Source organism: Mycobacterium sp. ACS1612 (genome assembly GCF_001667505.1).
GTDB lineage: Bacteria > Actinomycetota > Actinomycetes > Mycobacteriales > Mycobacteriaceae > Mycobacterium.
The window spans coordinates 28,872-50,518 of sequence record NZ_LZHZ01000065.1 but is presented as its reverse complement, the minus strand read 5'-3'; the positions used below and the strand labels follow the sequence as shown (position 1 = coordinate 50,518).

The window sequence follows — 21,647 nt, the reverse complement described above, 5'->3', positions numbered from 1 at the left end:
TCAGGCTAGCTGACGGCGCTGCAGCGCCACCGAGACGGTGAGCACCGCGATACCGGCCGCGGCCAGCAGCGCGCCGGCGGCCGCCGGAGCGGTGTAGCCGAACCCCGCCGCGATCACCAGACCGCCGATCCAGGCCCCCGTCGCGTTGCCGATATTCAGCGCCGAATGGTTGAGCGCGGCGGCGAGGGTCTGCGCGTCGAGCGCGACGTCCATCAACCGGGTCTGCAACGCCGGTGCGACGGCAGAGCCCGCCGCGCCGATGCCGAACAACACCGGCAGGGCCGTCCACGGGTTGTGCGAGGCGACCACGAACAGCGCGAGGATGGCGCCGAGGGCGGTCATCGACAGGTACAGCGCGCGGATCACCGACCCGTCCGCCAGTCGGCCGCCGATCAGGTTGCCGACTACCATGCCGAGGCCAAATACCATGAGCGCCAGCGGAACGAGTGCCCGCGGAAAGCCGGCGACGTCGGTCATGGTGGTGCTGATGTAGGTGTAGACGGCGAACATGCCGCCGAAGCCGATCATCCCCACCGCCAGCGCGAACCAGACTTGCACTCGCTTGAGTGCGCCCAGTTCGGTGAGTGGGCTGGTGACGTGCATGGTGCGCAACTGGACGGGCAGCCAGAACCACAGCGCCGTCAGCGTTACGACGCCGATGATTACCACAAGCCCGAACGCACTGCGCCAGCCCAGGACCTGACCCAGCCACGACGCCAGCGGCACGCCGATCACGGTGGCGATGGTCAGCCCACACATCACGTGCGCGACCGCTTTGGCGCGGTTCTGCCGTCCCATCAAGTGCGTGGCCGCCAGCGCAGCCACCCCGAAGTACGCGCCGTGAGGCAGGCCCGCGACGAACCGGGCGGTCATCAGCGTCGGATACGACGGGGCCAGCACACTCGCCAGATTGCCGAGCGTGAACACCGCCATCAGGCTGAGCAACAGCGCTTTGCGCGGCACCCGCGCGGCGAGCGCGGCGATCACCGGCGCACCGATCACCACGCCCATCGCGTACGCCGAGATGACATGGCCCGCGGTCGGTTCGGTGACACCGAGCGTCGACGCGATGTCGGGCAGCAGCCCCATCGCGACGAACTCGGTGGTGCCGATGGCGAATCCGCCCAACGCCAAGGCCAGTACGGCCAGCCAGCGCACCGCAGGAGCGGGCGCGACGACGGACAGGGGAGTAGGTCGATCAAGTGAAATGGTCACGAATTACTGGGCTTTCGCGTACTGGGAACGGCCAGCTCTTGAGCGACTGTGGCGAGGCTGGAAATTCGGTGCCAATCGTGGCTGTCGACGGCGTCGGCGGGAGTCAACCAACTGCCGCCCACGCACCCAACGTTGGGTGTCTTCAAATATTCCGCCACATTCGTCGGCGTGATGCCGCCGGTGGGGCAGAAGCGGGCGGCCGGCACGGGAGAGTGGATCGCCCGCAGATATGCCACACCGCCTGCGGCTTCGGCGGGGAAGAACTTCATGTCGCGGTAGCCGTCCTCCAACAGTGTCATGACCTCAGAGACGGTGGCCACTCCCGGCAGGTGCGGTAACCCGGTGTCGCGCATGGCTGCCCGCAGGGTCGGGGTACTGCCCGGTGAGACCAGGAACTGCGCGCCTGCTGCCAGCGCGTCCTTGGGTTGCGAGGTACCGACGATAGTGCCTGCGCCGACGACGATCTCCGGCACCTCGGCGGCGATGCGTTCAATCGCGGCAAGCGCTACAGGGGTGCGCAGCGTCAACTCGATGATCGGCAGTCCCCCGTCGACGAGCGCCTTGGCGATCGGCACCGCATGTGCGGCGTCGTGCACGACGACCACCGGGATCACCGGTGCGATGTCCAGCAGTGTGGTCTGTTCTGTCATGACATGCTCCCGAAGATGCTGGCTCCCTCGTCGGCGGGCCCGACCGTCGCCCGCAGGCTGGCGAACAGTTCACGTCCCGTGCCCACCCACTCGTCGGCCGACGGTGCGCGCCCCGACGGTATGCGGGCGATGAATTCGTCGTCGGGCACGTGAATGTTCAGCACTCCTGCGTCGGCGTCGAGGGTGATGACGTCGCCGTCGACGACGCGGGACAGCGGGCCACCCGCTGCCGCCTCGGGCGTGAGATGGATGGCCGCAGGCACCTTGCCGGAGGCACCGGACATGCGGCCGTCGGTGACCAGCGCGACCCGATAACCGCGGTCCTGCAACACGCCCAGCGCCGGCGTGAGCTTGTGCAGTTCAGGCATGCCGAGCCCCTGCGGCCCCTGATACCGCACCACCGCGACGAAATCGCGCTCCAAACAGCCGCATTGGAAGGCCTCGAGGAACTGCTCCTGCGCGTCGAACACGACAGCCGGAGCGGTGACGGCACGGTGCTGCGGTGCGACCGCCGACGTCTTGATGACACTGGTGCCCAAGTTGCCGATCAGCGTTTTCAGGCCGCCGTCGGGTGCGAACGGGTCGTCGGCGGTCCGCAGCACCGTGGTGTCCAGACTCGCCGTCGTTCCGTCCACCCACCGGACGCCGTCGCCATCCAGGCGCGGTTCCGACGTATACCGACGAAGTCCGTTTCCCGCGACGGTTTTCACGTTGTCGTGCATCAGGCCCGCGTCGAGCAGGGAATTGATGACACAGGCCATCCCGCCCGCGGCGTGGAAGTGGTTGACGTCGGCCTTGCCGTTCGGATAGACCCGCGCAAGCAGTGGCACCACGGCGGAGAGTTCTGCGATGTCGCTCCAGGACAATGTGATTCCGGCCGCGCGGGCGATAGCCACCAGGTGCATCGTGTGGTTGGTGGAGCCACCGGTCGCCAGCAGCGCAACACATCCGTTGACGACAGACCGCTCGTCGACGACCGCACCGACCGGCGTGTACTGCTCACCGAGGGCGGTCAGGCCGACGAGCCTGCGGCCTGCCTCGTCCGTGAGCGCATGCCGAAGCGGGGTATCCGGATTGACCAGGCTGGCGCCGGGCAGGTGCAGTCCCATCGCCTCCATCAGCAGTTGGTTAGAGTTGGCGGTGCCGTAGAAGGTGCATGTGCCACTGCTGTGGTAGGACGCGGCCTCGGCGTCGAGCAGCGCCTCGCGGCCCACCTTTCCCTCGGCATGAAGTTGACGGATGCGCGCCTTATCGCTGTTGGGCAAGCCGGACGTCATCGGGCCCGCCGGCACGAAAACGACCGGCAAATGGCCGAAGCCCAACGCACCGATCAGCATTCCCGGCACGATCTTGTCGCAGACCCCGAGCAGCAGCGCACCGTCGAACATGTCGTGGGACAACGCGATCGCGGTTGCCATCGCGATCACGTCACGCGAGAACAGCGACAACTGCATACCGTCGCGGCCCTGTGTGATGCCGTCGCACATGGCCGGCACTCCGCCGGCGAACTGGGCGATGCCGCCCGCTTCCAGCACCGCCTGCTTGAGCTGCGCCGGATAGCTCTCGAACGGCTTGTGCGCCGAGAGCATGTCGTTGTACGACGACACGATCGCGATATTGGGCTTGACCATGGCGCGCAGCGCTGTCTTGTCGCGGCTGTCAGAAGCGGCGAAGCCGTGAGCCAGATTCGCGCACGCGAGTCTGCCACGCGCAGGGCCGGTTTCGGCCGCCGCCGCCATCCGGTCGAGGTACCGGTTGCGCTGTTCGGCGCTGCGGTTGACGATGCGGTCGGTGACGTCCGTGACGACGGGATGCATCATGCGGCAGCTTCGCGCCAGCGACGACCGTCACGCTCGAGCAGAGTGGCCGCGTCCACCGGGCCGTCGGTGCCCGCCGGGTACATCCGCGGCACCCGGCCGGACTCCTGCCATTGCCGCAGAATCGGTTCCGCCCACGCCCAGGCCGCCTCGACCTCGTCGCGGCGCATGAACAGCGTCGGATCGCCCCGCATCACGTCCATCAGCAGCCGCTCGTAGGCGTCCGGCGAGCGTCGCTGGAAGGCCTGGGTGTAGTTCAGCGCGAGCGAAACCGGACGCATCCGGATGCCACCGGGTCCGGGTTCTTTCGCAGTCAACTCGAGGCGCATCTCCTCGTCGGGCTGCAGCGAGATCACCAGCCGGTTCGGCTCGGATGCACCCTGGCTGCCGGGGAACATCGGCAGCGGAACAGGTTTGAACTGCACGACGATCTCGGAATAGCGCCGCGACATCCGCTTGCCGGTGCGCAGATAGAACGGCACCCCCGCCCACCGCCAGTTGTTGATCTCAGCCTTGACGGCGACGAAGGTTTCGGTTGTGCTGTCCGGGTTTTCGGCATCGTCGCGGTAACCGTCGTATTGGCCGATGACCGCATCGCGCTGGATCCCATCGGCTGACAACGGCTTCAACGCCTGCAGCACCTTGAGTTTCTCGTCGCGCACGGTTTCCCGGTCGATGTAGGTGGGAGGTTCCATCGCTACCAGGCAGAGCACCTGCAGCAGGTGGTTCTGCAGCATGTCGCGCAGTGCTCCGGACTTGTCGTAGTAATCGCCGCGAGCGCCGACGCCGAGCGATTCGGCGGCGGTGATCTGCACGTGGTCGATCCAGCTGGAGTTCCACAGCGGTTCCAGCAGCGTGTTGGCAAACCGGGTGACGAGCAGGTTCTGCACGCTCTCCTTGCCGAGGTAGTGATCGATGCGGAAGATCTGCCGCTCATCGAAGACAGCGCCCACCGCATCGTTGATCGCCTGCGCTGACCCAAGGTCGTGGCCGATCGGCTTCTCGAGCACCACCCGCGATGACTCGGTGACCAGGCCCTGCTGGCCGAGCGCATCGCAGATGGGCCCGAACAGGGCGGGCGCGCACGCCAGGTAGAACACGCGGACCTCGACGCCCGAGGGCATCAACAACTCGGTGACCGCCGCATAGTCCGCGGGCTCGGCGAGGTCGATACTCACGAACCGCAGCCTCGCAAGGAAGCGCTCGACGGTGTGGTCGTCGAGGAACTCGGCAGCGACGAATCTGCCCAGTTCAGCGTGGACCTTGTGGCGGTAACCGGGCTCGTCGAGACCGGCCCGCGCAACGGCGATGATCCTGGTCTCGGCGGCCAACTCGCCGTCCCGGTCGCGCAGGTACAGCGCGGGAAGCAGCTTGCGGACGGCGAGGTCGCCCGTGCCGCCGAAGATGACGAAGTCGCAGGGGTGAACCATGCCGCCAACGCTAGAGAGACTTCGGCCTCCGTGCAAACCGACTTAAGTACTTGGAATGCAAAAGTGATCGGAGTTACGCTGTCAAGATGACGTTATTCCGGACTTCAGCGTTGACGTCCGCCGGTGAGATCTTTGGCTTGATCAGGGCACGGCGTGACATCACCCGCACCGAGATCGGTCAGCTCACCGGGCTATCCCGCACGGCGGTATCGGCGCGCGTGGCTGCGCTCGCCGCTCAGGGCGTGGTCATCGAGCGTGAGTTGGCACCGTCTACGGGCGGGCGACCGGCCAGCTTCGTCACCTTCAACGCGGACGGCGGCGTGGTGTTGTCGGCGGCGATCGGGCGCAGCCGCACCCAACTCGCGGTGTGCAATCTCGCTGGCGAGATCCTGGCGGCCACCGACATCGACCAGGAACCCGGCATGGGGCCCGACGATCTGATGCCTGACATCGTCAAGCGACTCGATGCGCTGCTCGACGACTCCGGCCTCCGTGACAACAAGATCTACGGCGTCGGGTTGAGCCTGCCGGGCACTGTGGATCGCGACAGGGGGTGCAGCCTCGACTCTCCGATCATGCGGGGCTGGGACGGCGTGCCGCTACCCCCGTATTTCGCTGAATTAACCCGTGCGCCAGTGATTCTCGACAACGACGCGAAGGTGATTGCACTGGCCGAACGGCGCGGCGATCGTCAAGCGTACGACGATCTGCTGGTGCTCAAGGCGTCGACAGGCCTCGGTGCGGGCATCATCGCGGGAGGTGTGCTGCAGCGCGGCGCCGTACAGGCGGCCGGTGAGTTCGGGCACAACAAGACCGCTGCAGCCGCGGGCTTGCCGTGTCGGTGCGGCGACACCGGGTGCCTGGAGGCGATCGCAGGTGGTTGGGCCCTGGTCAAGGCGTTGCAGGCGGATGGCCACAAGGTGGGGCACCTCCGCGACGTCGTGGAGCTGGCCAACAGCGGTGACGCCGACGCGCGCCGGATGATCCGCGACAGTGGCCGCCATGTCGGCGAAGTGCTTGCCGCCGCAGTGAATCTGCTCAACCCCGCCGTCCTGGTGGTGGCAGGGGATATGGCAGGCGCTTACGACGTCTTCGTCGCAGGACTGCGAGAGACGTTGTACGGCAACGCAACTGCACTCGCCACCCGGGTGCTGCAGGTGGTGCCGTCGACGTACGGCGACCGCTCGAGCGTCATCGGAAGTGCGACGATGGTGCTCGACCACGTGCTGAGCCCCGCCGCAATTGACACACAACTGCGTCGGAACTGACAGGGGCGTCGCGCTACGGCGTATGGTGAAGGTATCCGGGGGGCTGAGCCCATGCCCCGTCGCGCCACCTTGAAACAGGTGAGCATCATCGTCAACGCCATTTCGATTCGTCTCCCTGAACGCACGAAGGTCGAGATCTCGGACCCCGAGGACGCAGACGAATTTCTCGAAGACCTGTATGGGGTGAAGCTGCGGCTGTCCCGCAGGCACGAGGCGGTGACAGAAGGCCCGTTGTTGTCGCATGCGCGCACTGATGTGGGGCCGTTCGCCATCGACGAGATGTATTCGCCCGGGTACTTGGAGGCGTCACCCGATCCCCTGAACAAGGTGATTGCGCTGTGGGCGACCAGCGGCGAAGTGTCCGGATCGTGCGACGGTCTCGAGGGGGAGGCCAGGGCCGGTGACATCGCGCTGCTGTCCCAACCGCACCTTCCGCATCGCTGTCGAGCTCGCGACATCCGCCTGACCTCCGTGGTGCTCGATCAATCCCTGGTAGCGGGCGTCGCGACCGGTTTGCCCAGCACTCAGGCGCCTTTGCCGGTCCGGTTCTGCAGCTTCGCGCCCATCGACGCGCAGGCTGCCCGGCTGTGGAAGGACACGGTCAGCTTCATCAGGCGCAGCCTGCTCGCCCACGACGCGGTCGCCACGCCGCTGGTGCTCGGCAACGCCAGCCGAATGCTGGCCGCCGTCACGTTGTCGACGTTTCCCAACTCGTCCGCCACGTCGCCGACCCCGCACGACCGCACCGACGCCAAGCCCGTCCTACTCCGCCGTGCGATGGAGTACATGGACGCGAACGCGACCAATGACATCGGTCTTACCGATATCGCGGAGGCCGTCCACGTCACGCCCCGCGCGGTGCAGTACATGTTCCGCAGGCACTTGGAGACGACCCCGTTGCAGTACCTGCGGCGGCTGCGGCTGCACTACGCCCACCAGGAACTGCTGACCAGCGGGCGGACGCACAGCACGGTGACCGAGATCGCCGCACGTTGGGGATTCGCCCATACCGGACGCTTCGCCGTGCTTTATCGCCAGACGTACGGGCAGAGTCCGCACTCGACGTTGCGCGGATAGCCGTTCTTCGCGCTGACCTGGGCCGCGGACGTATCGTTCTACTCGGCAGTGTCGATGCCGAGCAGGAAGCGATGACCACCACAGGCAACGGCCCAACCAGCGACTCCACGCGGTCCGACTCGCGTGCAGAGTCGGCGCGTGCGCGGGCGGCGGAACTGCACCAGCGCCTCGACGAACTCGCGCGCCGCGTGCCTGCGACCGATCAGAGCGTCGCGCAGGCAAGGCGGCGCGCCGAGCAGGCGCTCGAACGGGCGCGCAACGCGCACGAGTCGGCCGCCCTACGGCATCTCGACGCGGAGCGGGCCCACTTGCGGGCCGCGGCCGCCCACGAGCAGGCTGCGCTGCTCGAAGGTGACGGACGGGGCGAGCAGCATCAGGACGCCGCCGAGCATCACCGGGACGAGGCGCGGCGGCATGAAAAAGCGGCTGCCGAGGAACGGTTGGCGGAACGTCACGACCAACAGCGACAGGGTTAGTTCAAGACTTCCATCAACAGCAGCGCACCGTTGACCCTGTCCTCGGTCGACCGGAACGCGGTGCAGGTGACCCGCACGCGTGCCTGACGACCTCGCCGGTTGACGGCATCCAGCACCGTCTCCTCGGTGATGTCCGGGTCGACGAAGGCCTTTCCGATCAGCGGCTTCACACCGTCGGTGGGCAGGCCGATGTCCAACGAGTTCAACGGTTTTCCAACCGTCTCGTCGGCACGCAGGCCCCAGAGTTCTTCACAGCCGCGGTTCCATACCACCACCCGCATCTCGCGGTCGACCACCACCATTCCGAGCTTGATGGAGTTGACCAGCGAGTCCAGGAATGTCTTCGCCTCGTTGAGCTCGATGCTGCGCTCGCGCAGGGTGTCGTTGATGGTGTGCAGTTCGTCGTTGGTGGACTGCAGCTCCTCGTTCATGGTCTCGAGTTCTTCGTTGGTGGACTGAAGCTCCTCGTTGGTGGTCTCCAGTTCCTCCACGGTCGATTGCAATTCCTCATTGGTGGTTTCGAGTTCTTCGTTGGTGGACTGCAATTCCTCGTAGGCCGCCTCGAGTTGACGGTTGGTCTGAACCACCTTGTCCAGCAGGGCTCTGGTCGCGGTCACGTCGAAGAACACGATCGAGACGCCGAGCAGCCCGTTCTCCGCGTCGACGAGCGGGTTCACGTGGATCTCGAACCACACCGTGTCGGCGCCGGGCCGCTGCCACTGCACGTCCCGGATGCGGGCCGACCGACGCTCCACTTTTGCCTGCTCGAGGTACGCGCGTAGTTCCACCGGGCGGTAGGAGACTTCCAGATCGCGCAGCAGACGGCCGATGTCGCGTGCCGACAGTCCGAACGTCGCTTCCGCCTGCTGGTTGATCATCGCGACGGTGTCCTCGCCCGTGACCACGATCTGCGCGACAGGGCTTGCGCGGAACGCCAATTCGCGGATGGGCGCGAGACCGGGCAGGTCGCCGTGCCGGTCGTAGAACGCCGTCGCATTCTCGAATCGGTCGATGCCGTTGTGTGAACCCGCCGTCTTCCGGAAGATGCGGTGCTTGAGGTTCAGCGGGGTGAACTTGTCGCTGTGGCTCAACAGCATCTCGGCGTGGCCGAGGAACAACGTACCTTGAGGAGCCAAGGCGAAGTGCAAGCGACCCAAGACATTTCGCTGCGTATCAGCGTTCAGGTACATCAGGGTGTTGCGGCACACAAGCAGATCGACCCGCGATATGGGTGCGTCCTTGACCAGATCGTTGCGACCGAAGATCACTGCGCGACGTAGATCTTTGCGAAAGACGTACCGACCGTTCACCGATTCGAAGTAACGCTCGATGAGCTCGGGTGGGACGGATTCGACGGACTTGGCGTCGTACGCGGCCGCCCTGGCTTCGGTGAGGGCTTCTTCGTCGACGTCGGTGGCGTAGACCTTGACCCGCTGGCGGAACTCATCGGCCCCGAGCGCGTCGGCCAAGATCATGGCCAGCGTGTAGGCCTCCTGGCCGGACGCGCAACCGGCGCTCCATACCCGGATCGGGTCGGAAGGCCCGCGCTCGGCCAATATGGAGGGGATGATCTCATCGCGCAGATAATCCCAGGCGGGGGGATCGCGGAAGAAGGCCGTGACATTGATCAGGATCGTGTTGAACAGCGCGGCGAATTCGTCGGAACTGGCCTGCAGCACGTCGAGATACTCTTCGAAGGTTTCGTATCCCGCAGAGTCCATCCGGTGGCGCACGCGCCTCATCAGTGACGTGCGTTTGTAGCCGGTGAAATCGAATCCCCGCGAATCCCGCATGTAGCGCAAGAGCGCTTCGAACGGTTCCTCACTTTCCGGAGTGTGCCCGTTCAACCCTCGTCCATTCGTCGACCCAGTGCCCGCCGATCCGAACATACTCGGCTAGAGCCTGTTCTCCGGACCGATGACCGCCCAAACGGTCTTACCTGTCGACGTCGGCGCATTGCCCCAGGCGCGGCACAGTGCCGAAACGATGTGTAGTCCCGAGGGCGCCACATATGGCTTCTGCTCCTCGCGCGGGCCGGCCTGGACGTGGCTGGCGTCCTCGACGGCTACGGTCACCGCCGAGCCGTCGAACTCCAACCGGACCCCGGGGGCACTGTCGGTGTGCCGCAGCACGTTTTCGACGAGCGTGGTGACCACGACCTTGGTCACCGCGATCAACTCGGGTTGCGACCACGCCGTCAGCCACTCGGCCACCAGTTCGCGGGCGCGGCGCAGGCTGGCCAACTTGGCCGGCAACTGGGCACGAACACGTCGGCGCAGCCGTGGAGACTGGGCAGACGAGGCGACATCGATGGCGGTTCGGACACTGGGATAGACCGGCACATAGCGCGAGATGCCGTTGCGTGCGATCGCCGACCGGCCTGCGGGATGCTCGCACACCAGCAGGATCGGCACTTCAGGCCACTGCGCGACATACCAGCGTGCGCTGGTGAACACCACCAGAGCGGATTCGGCGGGGACGTTCAGATGCGTGACGTCGACGATGACGGCCTTCGGTTCCTCCAGCGCCGCCTTGATGATTCCGTCGCGCAGTGACCGGTAGGTGACGCTGTCGAGCGTGCCACGGGCAGTCATCAGGACCGCGGCCGCGTCCACCTCCTCGGTAGCGATGTCCAGCGTACTGCAGGGCTCACCCGTCACCGCGGTCTCCTAGATCGGCATCCGCCTCTGACAATCGCTTGCCAAGCACAGACACCGCGTGCTCGGCCTCGTCGGCAAGATCGAGGTAGCGACTATGCAGCATGCCGGGACCGACCTGATTGGCGAGCCTGCGCGACAGGGTGGCCTTCTCTCTCAGGCTGCGCAGCGCGACCCACAGCGCGTTCTCGATCTCGTCGTCGCGAGCCTTGAGGAGTGCGTCCGCGGTCCACGCGTGACCGACGCGGCACCGGTAGTTGTTCTCGCTGACGCTCATCAACGAACCGTTGCAATCGGGACACGTGTAGCCGGAATGCGGGCCGAGAGCTTCTGCGTCGAATGAGGTGGAGAAGCGGCGGCCCATCGCGATCCGATTCTCCAGTTCCATGCTCTGGTCGGGCTCCATCTCCCGCTCCTCGATGTCTCGCTCGGCCAACCGGGTCAACAGCGGACCGACCTCTGTGGCGGCGACCTGATGGTCGACGACTCCGGCGTGTATCGCGTTGAGCGGCATGCTCGGATACAGCGCGTCGTCTGGTTTCTGGACGACGGTGATGCCACCCCTGGACCGGATTGCCCCCGCTCCGAGCACCCCGTCGTCGAGGACGCCGGAACACAACACCCCGATGGCGTGAGGGCCGAAATTGAGGGCAACCGATCGAAACAGGGCGTTGATGGCGGGGCGATGGCCGTTTTCCGTAGGGCCTTCGGACAGCACGACGCGATGACCGCTGACCAACAGATGACGGTCCGGAACCGCGACATGTATTCGCCCCGACGTCAATTCTTCGCCGTCACTTGCGGCGTGCGCGGGTAGCGGCCCGGCGCGATCAAGGATTCGGGCGAGCACACTCGGTGCGTTCGGCGGCAAGTGAAGGGCCACCAACACCGCATAAGGAAGGTCGTCGGGCAGCTTGCCCACCAACTGAGTGAGGGCCTCGACGCCGCCGGCGGAGGCGCCTATCGCCACCACCTTTTGTGCCGCACCATCGGAGTTCGTGCTTGCCATTGCACACTGGTTACCCGTGCCCCCGCTGGATAACCCCTTCCTGGCCTTGACGGTACGCCTGTTTCGAGTCGATGGCTCCGGTCAAATTCTGGCCATCACCTTCTCGGCGAAGGACTCCAGATGACGGATCTTGGCGTCCAACGGTTCGTTGTCCTGGCCCATGATGTACGGGTAGCGAAAGCCGACGATGACGTCGGTGACGCCCTTGTCCTCGAGACGCTTGATGCCGTCGAGCGTGAACGCGTCGAGCGAGATCACGTGAATCTCAAACGGGCGGGTGCGCCCTTCTTCTTCGCGAATCTGGTTGAGCCGCTTGATCAAATGATCGAGTTCCTCGGGCTGACCGCCGCCGTGCATCCAGCCGTCGCATCGTGCCGCACGCCGCAGCGCCGCCTCGGCGTGACCGCCGACCAGTATGGGTATCGGCTTGGTCGGCGCGGGAATCATCTTCGTTTTCGGGATATCGTAGAACTCGCCGTGGAATTCGAAATACTCGCCGGACGTAAGGCCTTTGATGATCTCGATGCATTCGTCCATCCGCTTTCCGCGCTTGGCGAACGGCACATTCATCAGTTCGTAGTCCTCCGGCCACGGGCTGGTACCCACCCCGAGACCGAGTCGATTGTCGAAAAGCGCGGCCACTGACGCGGCTTGTTTGGCGACCAGCGCGGGCGGGCGGATCGGCAACTTGAGGACGAAGAAGTTGAACTTCAGCGTCGTCGTTACGGCACACAGCGCGCCTGCCATCACGAAGGCCTCGATGAACGCCTTGCCGTCAAGGAACTCGCGGCTGCCGTCGGGGGTGTAGGGATACTTCGAATCCGATTCGAACGGGTAGGCCACGCTGTCCGGGATCGTCATCGCGTGGTACCCGGCGGCCTCCGCGGCCTTGGCCAGCGGGATGTAGTAGGTGGGGTCTGTCATTGCCTCGGCGAAGGTGAAGCGCACGCCGCCATATTAGAACACGTTCTAGTTTTGTGTTTAAGGATCGTGCTCCAGGGAACGTGGGAGTGCATGAGCGCGGCCAAAGCACTGTACAAACCACTGTCGATCGGCAGCAGCGTCGCCGGCGGTCTGCTGGCGGGCAAGATCTTCACCGAGATATGGCAACGAGTCAGCCCGTCCAACGAGGAGCCGCCCGAACCGCAGGATCTGTCCCGCTCGACGCGGGAGGCGTTCATCGCCGCGGCCGTGCAGGGGCTGATCGTCGGTATCGTCCGCGCCGCGCTGGCTCGCGGCCAGGCGAAGGGGTTCCAGGCGCTGACCAACGAGAGTCCTCAGTAAGCCCAGGCATCATGGCCTAGGTGCGCCCCTGGTTGACCCGCAATGTGCGGGTGCTCTCTGCTGTCTCCTTGCTTCAGGACGCGGCCAGCGAGTTGCTCTATCCGCTGCTGCCGATCTACCTGACATCCGTGCTCGGCGCGCCTGCGGCGGTCGTCGGCGCGATCGAAGGCGCGGCCGAAGGCGCGGCGTCGCTGACCAAGCTGGCGTCCGGGCCGCTGGGCGACCGATTCGCGCGGCGGCCGCTCATCGCGACGGGCTACGGGATGGCGGCCCTTGGCAAGGTGATGGTGGCAGCGGCCGCAGGCTGGCCGGGGGTGCTTGCCGGACGCGTTGTCGATCGGCTGGGCAAGGGAATTCGCGGTGCGCCGCGGGACGCATTGCTGGTGGTGGACATCGACGACGCGGCGCGGGGCCGGGTGTTCGGCTTTCACCGCACGGCGGACACGCTGGGTGCTGTGGTGGGCCCGTTGCTCGGCCTGGCCGGGTACGAACTGCTCGACCATCAGATCCCGCCGCTGCTGTGGGTGGCGGTCGTTCCCGCGGTGTTGAGCGTCGCGTTGGTGTTCTTGGTGCGCGAGACCCGACGCGCGTTGCCGCCCGTGGCTCGTCGCGCGGTGTTCGCCAGGGTTCGTGACTTACCGCGCCGCTACTGGCGGGTGACCGCGGTGCTGGTGCTGTTCGGTTTGGTCAATTTCCCCGATGCGCTACTTCTGTTGCGGCTCAACGAGATCGGCTTCTCGGTCGTCGAGGTGATTTTGGCCTACGTCACCTACAACGCGGTGTACGCGCTGGCGAGTTACCCGGCCGGACTGTTGGCCGACCGGATACCGCGCCCCGCGGTGTTCGGTATCGGCCTGGTGTTCTTCGCGATCGGCTATACCGGCTTGGGCCTGACCGAAAATACCGTGGCGGCCTGGGTGTTGATCGGCGTGTACGGGCTGTTCACCGGATGTACGGATGGTGTTGGCAAGGCCTGGATTTCGTCGCTGGTCGACGCTGAGTCGCAGGCCAGCGCGCAGGGTGTGTTCCAAGGCGCCAGCGGGTTCGCGGTGCTGGGCGCGGGGTTGTGGGCAGGGTTTCTGTGGGGCGCCGACGGCCGGGTGCCGTTGCTGATTTCGGGAGTCGTCGGCGGGGTGTTCGCCGTCGGACTGCTGGCAGCGGCCGTCAGCCGCCGGCGTCCAACGGATACGGTGGCGCGCCGACGCCGGCAATCCCGTGGGTCCCTTGCGCGGTGACCTCTGTCAGCTGCCCTTCGGCGGTGCGCCCGCCGATCGTCACCGCGACCTCTTTCGGCAACTTCGCGACGGTTCCGAGCTCGAAAACCGTTCCGCGCCAATGGTATTTACCGTCGATGGGATCGATGTGCCCGGTCAGCCGGACCCGGACCGGATGGCTGACCTCGTCGACACGCATGGCGGCGGGGCCGTCGTAGACAGCGGTCATCGGGGCAAGAAGCCGCTGCGCCGCCACATCCGCCTGGCGATCGGGCCCATCAGGCCGACCTCTTCGAGGAAGGCGGCGAGCGGCGCGAACCCCAGGATCTGGGTTTCGATCCGGTGCGGGCTGGTCCTTGCCATTCGACGGGCTTCTCGGACGTCGAGGCCGACGCGGCGGTACTGGACCTTGTTGGTGAACAGGAAACGGAAGAACAGCCCGCCGACGCCGTTGATGTTGGCGACGAAGAACTTCGGCAGTCGCCGCATGTGCGGGACGCGTTTGCGCAGACCGTCGCGGGCGAACTGGATGTGCCTTGCCTCCTCCGTGACGTGAATACGCATGAGCCGCTGGATCATTGGCTGTAGCTCGTCGTCGTCCATCATCTGGCGCTGCAACGAGTCGAAGATCTCCTCGCCGATCAGCGCGGCCACCCACAGCATCGGGCCCTGGAACGCGAACGGCAGCGCGTTGATGATGACGCGTTGGTAGTACCTGGGCCGCACGGGTTTTGCGCCGACCCGGTCGATCGCCTTGCCGAACATCACCATGTGCCGCGTCTCGTCGCCCAGTTCGGTCAGTTCGTAGTGCGTGGCGTTCGCGGTGGGGTCCTGATGCATCATCTTGCGCAGCAAAGCCTGGTTGAGGATGTTCTCGAACCAGATGCCTGCGGACAGTGTATTGACGAGTTCCTGCCGCGACAGTTCGATCTGCTGCGCGCGATTCATGTTGTCCCACAGCGGTGTGCCGTAGAGGGACACCGTCTTGGGCGGAAGGAAGAACTTGTCCGGATCCAGTGGCGCATCCCAGTCGATGTCGACGACCGGCGCGTAGGACTTCTTGACCGAGCCCTTCAAGAGGCGACCGGCGAATTCCTCGCGAGTGGATGCAGTCATGGCCCAAAGGTAGGTGCGCCGCCCCAAGCAGTCAATACCTCCGGTACCGGGTACTCGAGGTATTGACGTCAGCGTTTGACTTGGGCGCGACCGGGTTACGCCGTGGCATGGCGATCACCGAACCCGAGGACCCGCAGAAGCCCGCATCGCCGGGGGACCTGACCCGGCCCGCGCTGCGGTACGTGATGCGGAAGACGGCGACTGAATTCGTCGACGACGAATGCACGGACCTGGCGGCGGCGTTGACGTATTACGCCGTGCTCGCGTTGTTCCCGGCTCTCGTCGTGGTGGTGTCGCTGCTCGGAGTGTTCGGCCAGGGCCGACGTACGACCGACGCGGTGATCGGCATTGCCGACGACGTCCTGCCAGGATCCGCGGTCGACATGTTGCGTCAGCCGATTCAACAACTCGTCGAAAGCCCGTCGGCCGGGCTCGCTCTGATCGTCGGCATGGCCGGGGCGCTGTGGTCGGCATCGGGTTACGTCGGCGCCTTCGGCCGCGCCATGAACCGCATCTACGAGATCGATGAAGGCAGGCCGGTGTGGAAGCTGCGACCAGTTCAGATGGTGCTGACCCTCGCGGGACTGGTGATGGTGGCGATAGTCGCGTTCATGCTGGCCGTCAGTGGACCCGTGGCCGAGTCGATCGGGAACTTGGTCGGCCTCAGCGATGTGGCCGTCACGGCATGGAACGTGATCAAGTGGCCGGTGATTCTCGTCTTCATCGCGGTGTCCGTCGCGATCTTGTACTACGTCACGCCGAACGTGAAACAACCCAAATTCCGGTGGTTGAGTATCGGTGCGGGACTGGCCATCGTGGTGTGGATCGTGGCGTCGCTTCTATTCGGCTTCTATGTCGCGAACTTCGGCAGCTACAACAGGACATACGGTGCGCTGGCCGGCGTGATCGTGTTCTTGTTGTGGTTGTGGATCACCAACCTGGCGCTGCTGTTCGGCGCCGAATTGGACGCCGAACTCGAGCGTGGACGCCAGCTACAGGCAGGCTTACCCGCCGAGCGCGAGCTGCAACTACCGCCCAAGGATGTCAGGGGCCTGAAGAAGGGCGAGGCTGCGGAGAAGAAAGACATTGAGCGCGCGCGCCGACTCCGACGATCGCGGGGCAGGAGTTCCTAGCGCATACTCGCAGCCGTGACTCGACGGATCCACGTGATCGGCATCGGCGCGGGCGATCCGGACTACGTGACAGCGCAGGCGGTGGCCGCGCTCAACGACACCCAGGTGTTCTTCGCGATGGACAAGGGTTCGCAGAAGGACGATCTGATGGCGCTGCGGCGGGAGATCTGCCAACGGTTCATCCGGGAGCCGGGCTACCGGTTCGTCGAACTTCCCGATCCTTCGCGCGCCAGGTCGGGCGACTATCGGCAGGCCGTCGCCGACTGGCACGCGGCGCGCGCCGCGTTGTGGGCAGACGCAATCGAAGCCGAGTTGGCGGACGGCGCCACCGGAGCATTTCTTGCGTGGGGTGACCCGTCGCTGTACGACAGCACGTTGCGGATCCTCGAGTCCGTCGCCACCCGCGTCGACATCGACTACGACGTCGTACCCGGCATCACCGCGATCCAGGCGTTGACCGCGCGACACCGCATCCCCCTCAACGACATCGGCGAACCGGTGCTGATCACCACCGGCAGGCAGCTACGCGAGAGTGGGCTGCCGGGCAGCGCCGTGGTGATGCTCGACGGCGACTGTTCATTCCAGGCGTGCCCGCCGCAGACCCGAATCTGGTGGGGTGCCTATCTCGGCACGCCCGACGAGTTGCTGATGTCCGGCACCGTCGGCGAGGTGGGTTCGGCCATCGTCGAGATGCGGGCCGACGCGCGGGCCAGGCACGGCTGGATCATGGACACCTACCTGCTGCGCCCGGCAGACTAGCGGCCATGGCGAGCTTCCTGCTGCGCGCGGCGCTCACCGGCGTCGCGCTGTGGGTGGTCACCAAGATCGTTCCCGGCATCGAATTCGTCGGCGGGGACACCACGTTGGCCAGGGTCGGCATCATCTTCGTCGTCGCGGTGATCTTCGGATTGGTCAACGCGATCATCAAGCCGATCGTTCAGCTGATCTCGATTCCGCTGTACATCCTCACGCTCGGCCTGTTCCACATCGTGATCAACGCGCTGATGCTGTGGATCACGTCGCGGATCACCGAGCACACCACCCACTGGGGCCTCTACATCGAGGATTTCTGGTGGACGGCGATCTGGGCGGCGATCGTGCTGTCGATCGTGAGCTGGGTACTGTCGCTGATCGCCGGCGACCGAGTCGGACGTTGACCGGCACACTGGACACATGCCGGAACTACCTGAGGTCGAAGCCCTAGCGGACCATCTGCGCCGTCACGCCGTCGGGCTGACCGTGGGACGCGTCGACGTTGCGGCGCTGTCGGTGCTCAAGACGTTCGACCCGCCGCTCACCGCACTGCACGGCCTGGCTGTCACCGGGGCCAACCGGTGGGGCAAATACCTCGGCATGCAGGCGGGCGACCTGCATCTGATCACGCACCTGTCGCGGGCGGGTTGGCTGCGCTGGTCGGACAAGCTGGCCGCGGCGCCGCTGAAACCGGGCAAAGGGCCGATCGCGCTGCGGGTGCATCTCGGAACTCCGGGGGAGTCGGCTGGGTCGAATGTCGCCGCCGGCGCGGCTCCGGGCTTCGACCTCACCGAGGCAGGCACGCAAAAGCGGTTGGCGGTGTGGCTTGTCGACGACCCTTCGAAGGTGCCCGGTATCGCGGCCCTCGGCCCAGACGCGCTGTCGTTGGGGCCAGAGGACCTGGCGGGCGTGCTGGCCGGGCAGGGCGGGCGGATCAAGACCGTCATCACCGACCAGAAGGTGATCGCGGGCATCGGCAACGCCTACAGCGACGAGATTCTGCACGTCGCCAAGCTGTCTCCGTTCGCAACCGCGGGCAAGCTGACCGAGGCACAACTGGCGGCGCTGCACGACGCGATGATCTCCGTGCTGACCGACGCGGTTTCGCGTTCGGTGGGGCAGCAGGCGGCAACGCTGAAGGGGGAGAAGCGATCGGGACTGCGGGTGCATGCGCGCACTGGTCTGCCGTGTCCGGTGTGCGGGGACACCGTGCGTGAGGTGTCTTTCGCGGACAAGTCGTTTCAGTACTGCCCGACCTGTCAGACGGGCGGCAAGATTCTGGCCGACCGAAGGCTGTCGCGGTTGCTCAAATAGGGTTAGCTGACGGCGGGGCCCGCGACCTCCGATCCCTGCAGGCGGCTGAGGAATTCGTGGCAGCGCTTGGCCCGCGTCGCGTCCTGCTCCATCACGTTCTCGAAGAACGACGCGACGTCGTCGAGGCCGGCGTTTTTCGCGTCTCGCAGGTACTGCCCGTAGTCATGACCGGCCTTCAGCGAGTGGTACTGGACGGAGATCAGGTCGAACGTGACATCGTCGAAACCTGTTTGTCCTGCTGGCATTTGTCCTCCTCGAGTCGTTGGGTGTGGCCGCTGCCTACCCGTTGGGTGACGGTGCAAACTGGTTAGGCTGCTCGGATGACTCGGCAGAAAATATTGATCACCGGCGCGTCGTCGGGCCTCGGCGCAGGCATGGCACGCAAGTTCGCCGCGAAGGGCCGCGATCTGGCGCTGTGTGCCCGTCGCACCGACCGCCTCGACGAGTTGCGCGCCGAACTGCTCGAGCGGCATCCCGGCATCACGGTCGCGGTCGCGGCACTCGACGTCAACGACCACGAACAGGTACCCAAGGTGTTCGCCGAACTATCCGATGCGCTTGGTGGCATCGACCGCATCATCGTCAATGCGGGCATCGGCAAGGGCGCGCGACTCGGGTCGGGCAAGCTGTGGGCCAACAAAGCCACCGTCGAGACGAATCTTGTTGCCGCCCTTGTGCAAATCGAGACCGCGATCGAAATGTTCACCGCGGCGGGCGGTGGCCACCTGGTGCTGATCTCGTCGGTGCTCGCCAACAAGGGCGTGCCGGGAGTCCGTGCGGCGTACGCCGCGAGCAAGGCCGGGTTGTCGTCGCTCGGCGAGTCGCTGCGCGCCGAGTACGCGAAGGGCCCGATCACGGTGACGGTGATCGAGCCGGGCTACATCGAGTCCGAGATGACCGCGAAGGCCGACACCAGCACGCTGATGGTGGACAACGACACCGGGACCACCGCGATGGTCGAGGCCATCGAACGCGAACCGGGCCGTGCCGCCGTGCCGCGGTGGCCGTGGGCGCCGCTGGTCCAGGTGCTGCGCTTGCTGCCGCCGCCCCTGGCTGGCAAGCTCGCCTAATTAGCCGCGCTAGAGGTTTAGCGGTCCGGCCAGCGTGGTAGCCGAACCGCATGATCGTAAAACTGACGAAGATGACGCCCCTACTGTTCGCGGGCGCTGCGGCAGCCGCGATCGCCGCAGCACCGGCCGCATTGGCTGACCCCCCGGCGCCCCCGCCTCCATGTGTGAACGCCGACGGCACCCCTTGCAGCGACCTCGGCAACGTCGGCCCCGATGGTGCCCAAGTGAATATCCCTTACGGACCGGCAGGCACCGCTGACGGCGGTGGCGCGCAAGGCGCGATTCCCTATGGACCGGAAGGTTCAGCCGATGGCGGCGGTGCCAGCGGATCGCTTTCCCCCTACGGCCCCGGCGGCTCGGCAGGCCCCGGCGGCGCCAGCGGATGCCTCCCGAATGTCGGTTGCATCAACATCCCCGCCGGCTAACTGACCTCTCCCCTTGAGCAGACGCAATCAGGCGGTGCGCCCGCGCTCGGTGCGGTAGCGGCGCACCAACGCGTCCGTCGAGGTGTCCGACTGCTTCGCAGGCGAGGCGTCGCTGGTGATCACCGGCAGCAACGCCTTCGCCTGCGTCTTACCGAGTTCGACGCCCCACTGGTCGAACGAGTCGATGCCCCAGATGACGCCCTCGGTGAACACCTGATGCTCGTACAGTGCGATCAACTGGCCGACAACTGACGGCGTCAACTTGGTGCCTAGGATCGACGTCGACGGCCGGTTACCCGGCATCACCTTGTGCGGGACGACTTCTGGCGGCGTGCCCTCGGCGGCGATCTCCTCGGCCGTCTTGCCGAACGCCAGTACCTGCGTCTGTGCGAAGAAGTTGCTCATCAGCAGGTCGTGCATGCTGCCGGAGCCGTCGGCGGTCGCCAAATCGTCTGTCGGCTGCGAGAACCCGATGAAATCGGCCGGGATCAGCCGCGTGCCCTGGTGGATCAACTGATAGAACGCGTGCTGGCCATTGGTGCCTGGTTCGCCCCAGAAGATCTCACCGGTGCTCGTCACCACCGGTGTGCCATCTGCGCGTACCGACTTGCCGTTCGACTCCATGGTCAGCTGCTGCAGATACGCCGCGAACCGCGACAGGTCGTTCGAATACGGCAGTACCGCGCGCGTCTCGGCGCCGAAGAAGTTGGTGTACCACAAGCCGATCAGGCCGAGTAGCGCTGGCGCGTTGGCTTCCAGCGGCGCGGTCCGGAAGTGCTCGTCGACAATGTGGAACCCCGCCAGGAAGTCGGCGAACCGTTCGCGGCCGATGGCTGCCATCACGCTCAAACCGATTGCGCTGTCGACGGAATAGCGGCCGCCGACCCAGTCCCAGAAGCCGAACATGTTCTCGGTGTTGATGCCGAAGTCGTCGACCAGTTTCGTGTTCGTCGACACGGCGACGAAGTGCTTGGCCACCGCGGCATCACCGAGCGTTTCGGTCAGCCAGCGGCGAGCCGCCGTCGCGTTGGTCAGCGTCTCCAGCGTCGAGAACGTCTTCGATGCGACGATGAAAAGTGTTGTGGCAGGCTCCAGTCCGTCGAGCTTTGCCACCAGATCGGCGGGGTCGACGTTGGAGACGAACCGCGCCGAGATGCCGACGTCCGCGTAATGGCGCAACGCGTTGTACACCATCACCGGACCCAGATCCGACCCGCCGATGCCGATGTTGACGACGGTCTTGATGCGCTCACCGGTGGCGCCGGTCCACTCGCCGCTGCGCAGCCGGTCGGTGAAATCGCCCATCTTGTCGAGCACCGCGTGCACGTCCTCGACGACGTTCTGGCCGTCGACGGTGAGCTCGACGCCGACCGGATCGCGCAGCGCGGTGTGCAGCACCGCCCGGTTCTCCGAGGTGTTGATGTGCACACCGGAGAACATTGCGTCGCGGTGCTGTTCGAGGTTCGCGGCGCGGGCGAGGTCGAGCAGCAATCCCAGCGTCTCCCGCGACACCCGGTGCTTGCTGTAGTCGATGTACAGGTCGCCGACGCTCAGTGTCAGCTCGGTGCCGCGTTCGGGATCCTCGGCAAACAACTCGCGCAGCGTCTTGCCACTGATTTCGTTGTGATGCCGCTGCAGGGCCTGCCATGCGGGAGTCGCTGAAATATCGGCAATCTGCTGCGTGTTCATCGTCATGTAGACGACCCTAGTGCGGTCAATTGTCCGAAGGTGTAAGAGAG

23 protein-coding genes and 1 pseudogene are annotated in these 21,647 nt (G+C 65.7%); 12 read left to right on the top strand and 12 right to left on the bottom strand.

Annotation, left to right across the window (positions count from 1 at the left end; genetic code table 11):
* The 4 genes from A5724_RS27325 to zwf are packed head-to-tail and all read right to left on the bottom strand — an operon-like array spanning position 1 to position 5,112.
* Complete coding sequence (locus A5724_RS27325) at positions 1-1,215, bottom strand: MFS transporter (RefSeq protein ID WP_067809688.1); 1,215 nt, start codon at positions 1,213-1,215, stop codon at positions 1-3.
* Positions 1,212-1,865, bottom strand: a complete 654-nt coding sequence (gene eda, locus A5724_RS27320; RefSeq protein ID WP_067809686.1) for a bifunctional 4-hydroxy-2-oxoglutarate aldolase/2-dehydro-3-deoxy-phosphogluconate aldolase — start codon at positions 1,863-1,865, stop codon at positions 1,212-1,214. Before eda ends, A5724_RS27325 begins: the two co-directional genes overlap by 4 nt.
* Positions 1,862-3,685, bottom strand: coding sequence for a phosphogluconate dehydratase (edd, locus tag A5724_RS27315; protein ID WP_067809683.1), 1,824 nt, complete (start codon positions 3,683-3,685; stop codon positions 1,862-1,864). The genes eda and edd overlap by 4 nt, the downstream gene beginning before the upstream one ends.
* A complete protein-coding gene (gene zwf / locus A5724_RS27310) occupies positions 3,682-5,112 on the bottom strand; it encodes a glucose-6-phosphate dehydrogenase (RefSeq protein ID WP_067809681.1) in 1,431 nt (476 codons plus the stop codon). Before zwf ends, edd begins: the two co-directional genes overlap by 4 nt.
* Before the next feature lie 86 nt (positions 5,113-5,198).
* Between zwf and A5724_RS27305 the strand changes: the two genes are divergently transcribed.
* The 3 genes from A5724_RS27305 to A5724_RS27295 all read left to right on the top strand — a co-directional run bounded on the left by A5724_RS27305 (position 5,199) and on the right by A5724_RS27295 (position 7,933).
* Positions 5,199-6,380: an ROK family transcriptional regulator gene (locus A5724_RS27305; RefSeq protein WP_067809678.1), complete on the top strand. Its 1,182-nt coding sequence runs from the start codon at positions 5,199-5,201 to the stop codon at positions 6,378-6,380.
* 78 nt (positions 6,381-6,458) lie between these two features.
* The gene (locus tag A5724_RS27300) at positions 6,459-7,457 is read left to right on the top strand and encodes a helix-turn-helix domain-containing protein (protein WP_232005001.1); all 999 of its coding nucleotides are present in this window, start codon (positions 6,459-6,461) and stop codon (positions 7,455-7,457) included.
* Between the two features lie 71 nt (positions 7,458-7,528).
* Positions 7,529-7,933, top strand: coding sequence for a hypothetical protein (locus tag A5724_RS27295; RefSeq protein ID WP_067809677.1), 405 nt, complete (start codon positions 7,529-7,531; stop codon positions 7,931-7,933).
* Here A5724_RS27295 and A5724_RS27290 read toward each other — a convergent pair.
* The 4 genes from A5724_RS27290 to A5724_RS27275 form a co-directional block, all read right to left on the bottom strand.
* A complete protein-coding gene (locus A5724_RS27290; protein WP_082965307.1) occupies positions 7,930-9,822 on the bottom strand; it encodes a CheR family methyltransferase in 1,893 nt (630 codons plus the stop codon). The two genes, A5724_RS27295 and A5724_RS27290, sit on opposite strands and share 4 nt — an antisense overlap.
* A 6-nt stretch (positions 9,823-9,828) precedes the next feature.
* A complete protein-coding gene (locus A5724_RS27285; protein ID WP_082965306.1) occupies positions 9,829-10,593 on the bottom strand; it encodes an STAS domain-containing protein in 765 nt (254 codons plus the stop codon).
* A complete protein-coding gene (locus A5724_RS27280) occupies positions 10,583-11,599 on the bottom strand; it encodes a chemotaxis protein CheB (protein WP_067809674.1) in 1,017 nt (338 codons plus the stop codon). The genes A5724_RS27285 and A5724_RS27280 overlap by 11 nt, the downstream gene beginning before the upstream one ends.
* 81 nt (positions 11,600-11,680) lie before the next feature.
* Positions 11,681-12,547, bottom strand: a complete 867-nt coding sequence (locus tag A5724_RS27275) for an LLM class flavin-dependent oxidoreductase (protein WP_067809671.1) — start codon at positions 12,545-12,547, stop codon at positions 11,681-11,683.
* 66 nt (positions 12,548-12,613) lie between these two features.
* Between A5724_RS27275 and A5724_RS27270 the strand changes: the two genes are divergently transcribed.
* Positions 12,614-12,883 carry a DUF4235 domain-containing protein gene (locus tag A5724_RS27270; RefSeq protein WP_067809669.1) on the top strand — a complete coding sequence of 90 codons (270 nt, stop codon included), beginning with the start codon at positions 12,614-12,616 and terminating at the stop codon, positions 12,881-12,883.
* Positions 12,884-12,903: 20 nt separating this feature from the next.
* Entirely contained in the window at positions 12,904-14,118 is a 1,215-nt protein-coding gene (locus tag A5724_RS27265) for an MFS transporter (RefSeq protein WP_067809667.1), read from the top strand.
* Here the strand turns inward: A5724_RS27265 and A5724_RS27260 are convergent.
* Both A5724_RS27260 and A5724_RS27255 read right to left on the bottom strand, forming a co-directional pair.
* Entirely contained in the window at positions 14,048-14,326 is a 279-nt protein-coding gene (locus A5724_RS27260; protein WP_232005000.1) for a DUF4873 domain-containing protein, read from the bottom strand. The genes A5724_RS27265 and A5724_RS27260 overlap by 71 nt on opposite strands.
* On the bottom strand, positions 14,323-15,213 hold the full coding sequence (locus A5724_RS27255; protein ID WP_067809662.1) for a diiron oxygenase: 891 nt from the start codon (positions 15,211-15,213) through the stop codon (positions 14,323-14,325). Before A5724_RS27255 ends, A5724_RS27260 begins: the two co-directional genes overlap by 4 nt.
* A gap of 107 nt (positions 15,214-15,320) precedes the next feature.
* Between A5724_RS27255 and A5724_RS27250 the strand changes: the two genes are divergently transcribed.
* The 5 genes and pseudogenes from A5724_RS27250 to A5724_RS34805 all read left to right on the top strand — a co-directional run bounded on the left by A5724_RS27250 (position 15,321) and on the right by A5724_RS34805 (position 18,413).
* Positions 15,321-16,346, top strand: coding sequence for a YihY/virulence factor BrkB family protein (locus A5724_RS27250; protein ID WP_067809660.1), 1,026 nt, complete (start codon positions 15,321-15,323; stop codon positions 16,344-16,346).
* Positions 16,347-16,361: 15 nt separating this feature from the next.
* Complete coding sequence (gene cobF, locus A5724_RS27245; protein ID WP_067809652.1) at positions 16,362-17,105, top strand: precorrin-6A synthase (deacetylating); 744 nt, start codon at positions 16,362-16,364, stop codon at positions 17,103-17,105.
* Positions 17,106-17,110: 5 nt separating this feature from the next.
* Positions 17,111-17,503 carry a phage holin family protein gene (locus tag A5724_RS27240; RefSeq protein ID WP_067809650.1) on the top strand — a complete coding sequence of 131 codons (393 nt, stop codon included), beginning with the start codon at positions 17,111-17,113 and terminating at the stop codon, positions 17,501-17,503.
* 16 nt (positions 17,504-17,519) lie between these two features.
* Positions 17,520-17,762 (top strand): annotated as a pseudogene (locus A5724_RS34810) (DNA-formamidopyrimidine glycosylase family protein); the annotation flags it as partial.
* Between the two features lie 183 nt (positions 17,763-17,945).
* Positions 17,946-18,413, top strand: a complete 468-nt coding sequence (locus A5724_RS34805; protein ID WP_232005003.1) for a zinc finger domain-containing protein — start codon at positions 17,946-17,948, stop codon at positions 18,411-18,413.
* A 2-nt stretch (positions 18,414-18,415) separates the two neighbouring features.
* Here the strand turns inward: A5724_RS34805 and A5724_RS27230 are convergent, their stop codons facing one another.
* Positions 18,416-18,658, bottom strand: coding sequence for an acyl carrier protein (locus tag A5724_RS27230; RefSeq protein WP_067809645.1), 243 nt, complete (start codon positions 18,656-18,658; stop codon positions 18,416-18,418).
* 75 nt (positions 18,659-18,733) lie between these two features.
* Between A5724_RS27230 and A5724_RS27225 the strand changes: the two genes are divergently transcribed.
* Complete coding sequence (locus A5724_RS27225) at positions 18,734-19,483, top strand: SDR family oxidoreductase (protein ID WP_067809643.1); 750 nt, start codon at positions 18,734-18,736, stop codon at positions 19,481-19,483.
* A gap of 50 nt (positions 19,484-19,533) precedes the next feature.
* Complete coding sequence (locus A5724_RS27220; protein ID WP_156752476.1) at positions 19,534-19,908, top strand: hypothetical protein; 375 nt, start codon at positions 19,534-19,536, stop codon at positions 19,906-19,908.
* A gap of 27 nt (positions 19,909-19,935) precedes the next feature.
* Here A5724_RS27220 and pgi read toward each other — a convergent pair whose 3' ends face one another.
* On the bottom strand, positions 19,936-21,597 hold the full coding sequence (gene pgi / locus A5724_RS27215; RefSeq protein WP_197518803.1) for a glucose-6-phosphate isomerase: 1,662 nt from the start codon (positions 21,595-21,597) through the stop codon (positions 19,936-19,938).
* Positions 21,598-21,647: the final 50 nt, after the last annotated feature.

Excerpts from the sequence above, each read along its gene's own strand:
- eda (WP_067809686.1), bottom strand. The coding sequence starts at position 1,865 with ATGACAGAACAGACCACACTGCTGGACATCGCACCGGTGATCCCGGTG.
- edd (WP_067809683.1), bottom strand. The coding sequence starts at position 3,685 with ATGATGCATCCCGTCGTCACGGACGTCACCGACCGCATCGTCAACCGC.
- zwf (WP_067809681.1), bottom strand. The coding sequence starts at position 5,112 with ATGGTTCACCCCTGCGACTTCGTCATCTTCGGCGGCACGGGCGACCTC.
- A5724_RS27305 (WP_067809678.1), top strand. The coding sequence starts at position 5,199 with ATGACGTTATTCCGGACTTCAGCGTTGACGTCCGCCGGTGAGATCTTT.
- A5724_RS27295 (WP_067809677.1), top strand. The coding sequence starts at position 7,529 with ATGACCACCACAGGCAACGGCCCAACCAGCGACTCCACGCGGTCCGAC.
- A5724_RS27290 (WP_082965307.1), bottom strand. The coding sequence starts at position 9,822 with ATGTTCGGATCGGCGGGCACTGGGTCGACGAATGGACGAGGGTTGAAC.
- A5724_RS27280 (WP_067809674.1), bottom strand. The coding sequence starts at position 11,599 with ATGGCAAGCACGAACTCCGATGGTGCGGCACAAAAGGTGGTGGCGATA.
- A5724_RS27270 (WP_067809669.1), top strand. The coding sequence starts at position 12,614 with ATGAGCGCGGCCAAAGCACTGTACAAACCACTGTCGATCGGCAGCAGC.
- A5724_RS27260 (WP_232005000.1), bottom strand. The coding sequence starts at position 14,326 with ATGACCGCTGTCTACGACGGCCCCGCCGCCATGCGTGTCGACGAGGTC.
- A5724_RS27255 (WP_067809662.1), bottom strand. The coding sequence starts at position 15,213 with ATGACTGCATCCACTCGCGAGGAATTCGCCGGTCGCCTCTTGAAGGGC.
- A5724_RS27250 (WP_067809660.1), top strand. The coding sequence starts at position 15,321 with ATGGCGATCACCGAACCCGAGGACCCGCAGAAGCCCGCATCGCCGGGG.
- A5724_RS27240 (WP_067809650.1), top strand. The coding sequence starts at position 17,111 with ATGGCGAGCTTCCTGCTGCGCGCGGCGCTCACCGGCGTCGCGCTGTGG.
- A5724_RS27230 (WP_067809645.1), bottom strand. The coding sequence starts at position 18,658 with ATGCCAGCAGGACAAACAGGTTTCGACGATGTCACGTTCGACCTGATC.
- A5724_RS27225 (WP_067809643.1), top strand. The coding sequence starts at position 18,734 with ATGACTCGGCAGAAAATATTGATCACCGGCGCGTCGTCGGGCCTCGGC.
- A5724_RS27220 (WP_156752476.1), top strand. The coding sequence starts at position 19,534 with ATGATCGTAAAACTGACGAAGATGACGCCCCTACTGTTCGCGGGCGCT.
- pgi (WP_197518803.1), bottom strand. The coding sequence starts at position 21,597 with ATGAACACGCAGCAGATTGCCGATATTTCAGCGACTCCCGCATGGCAG.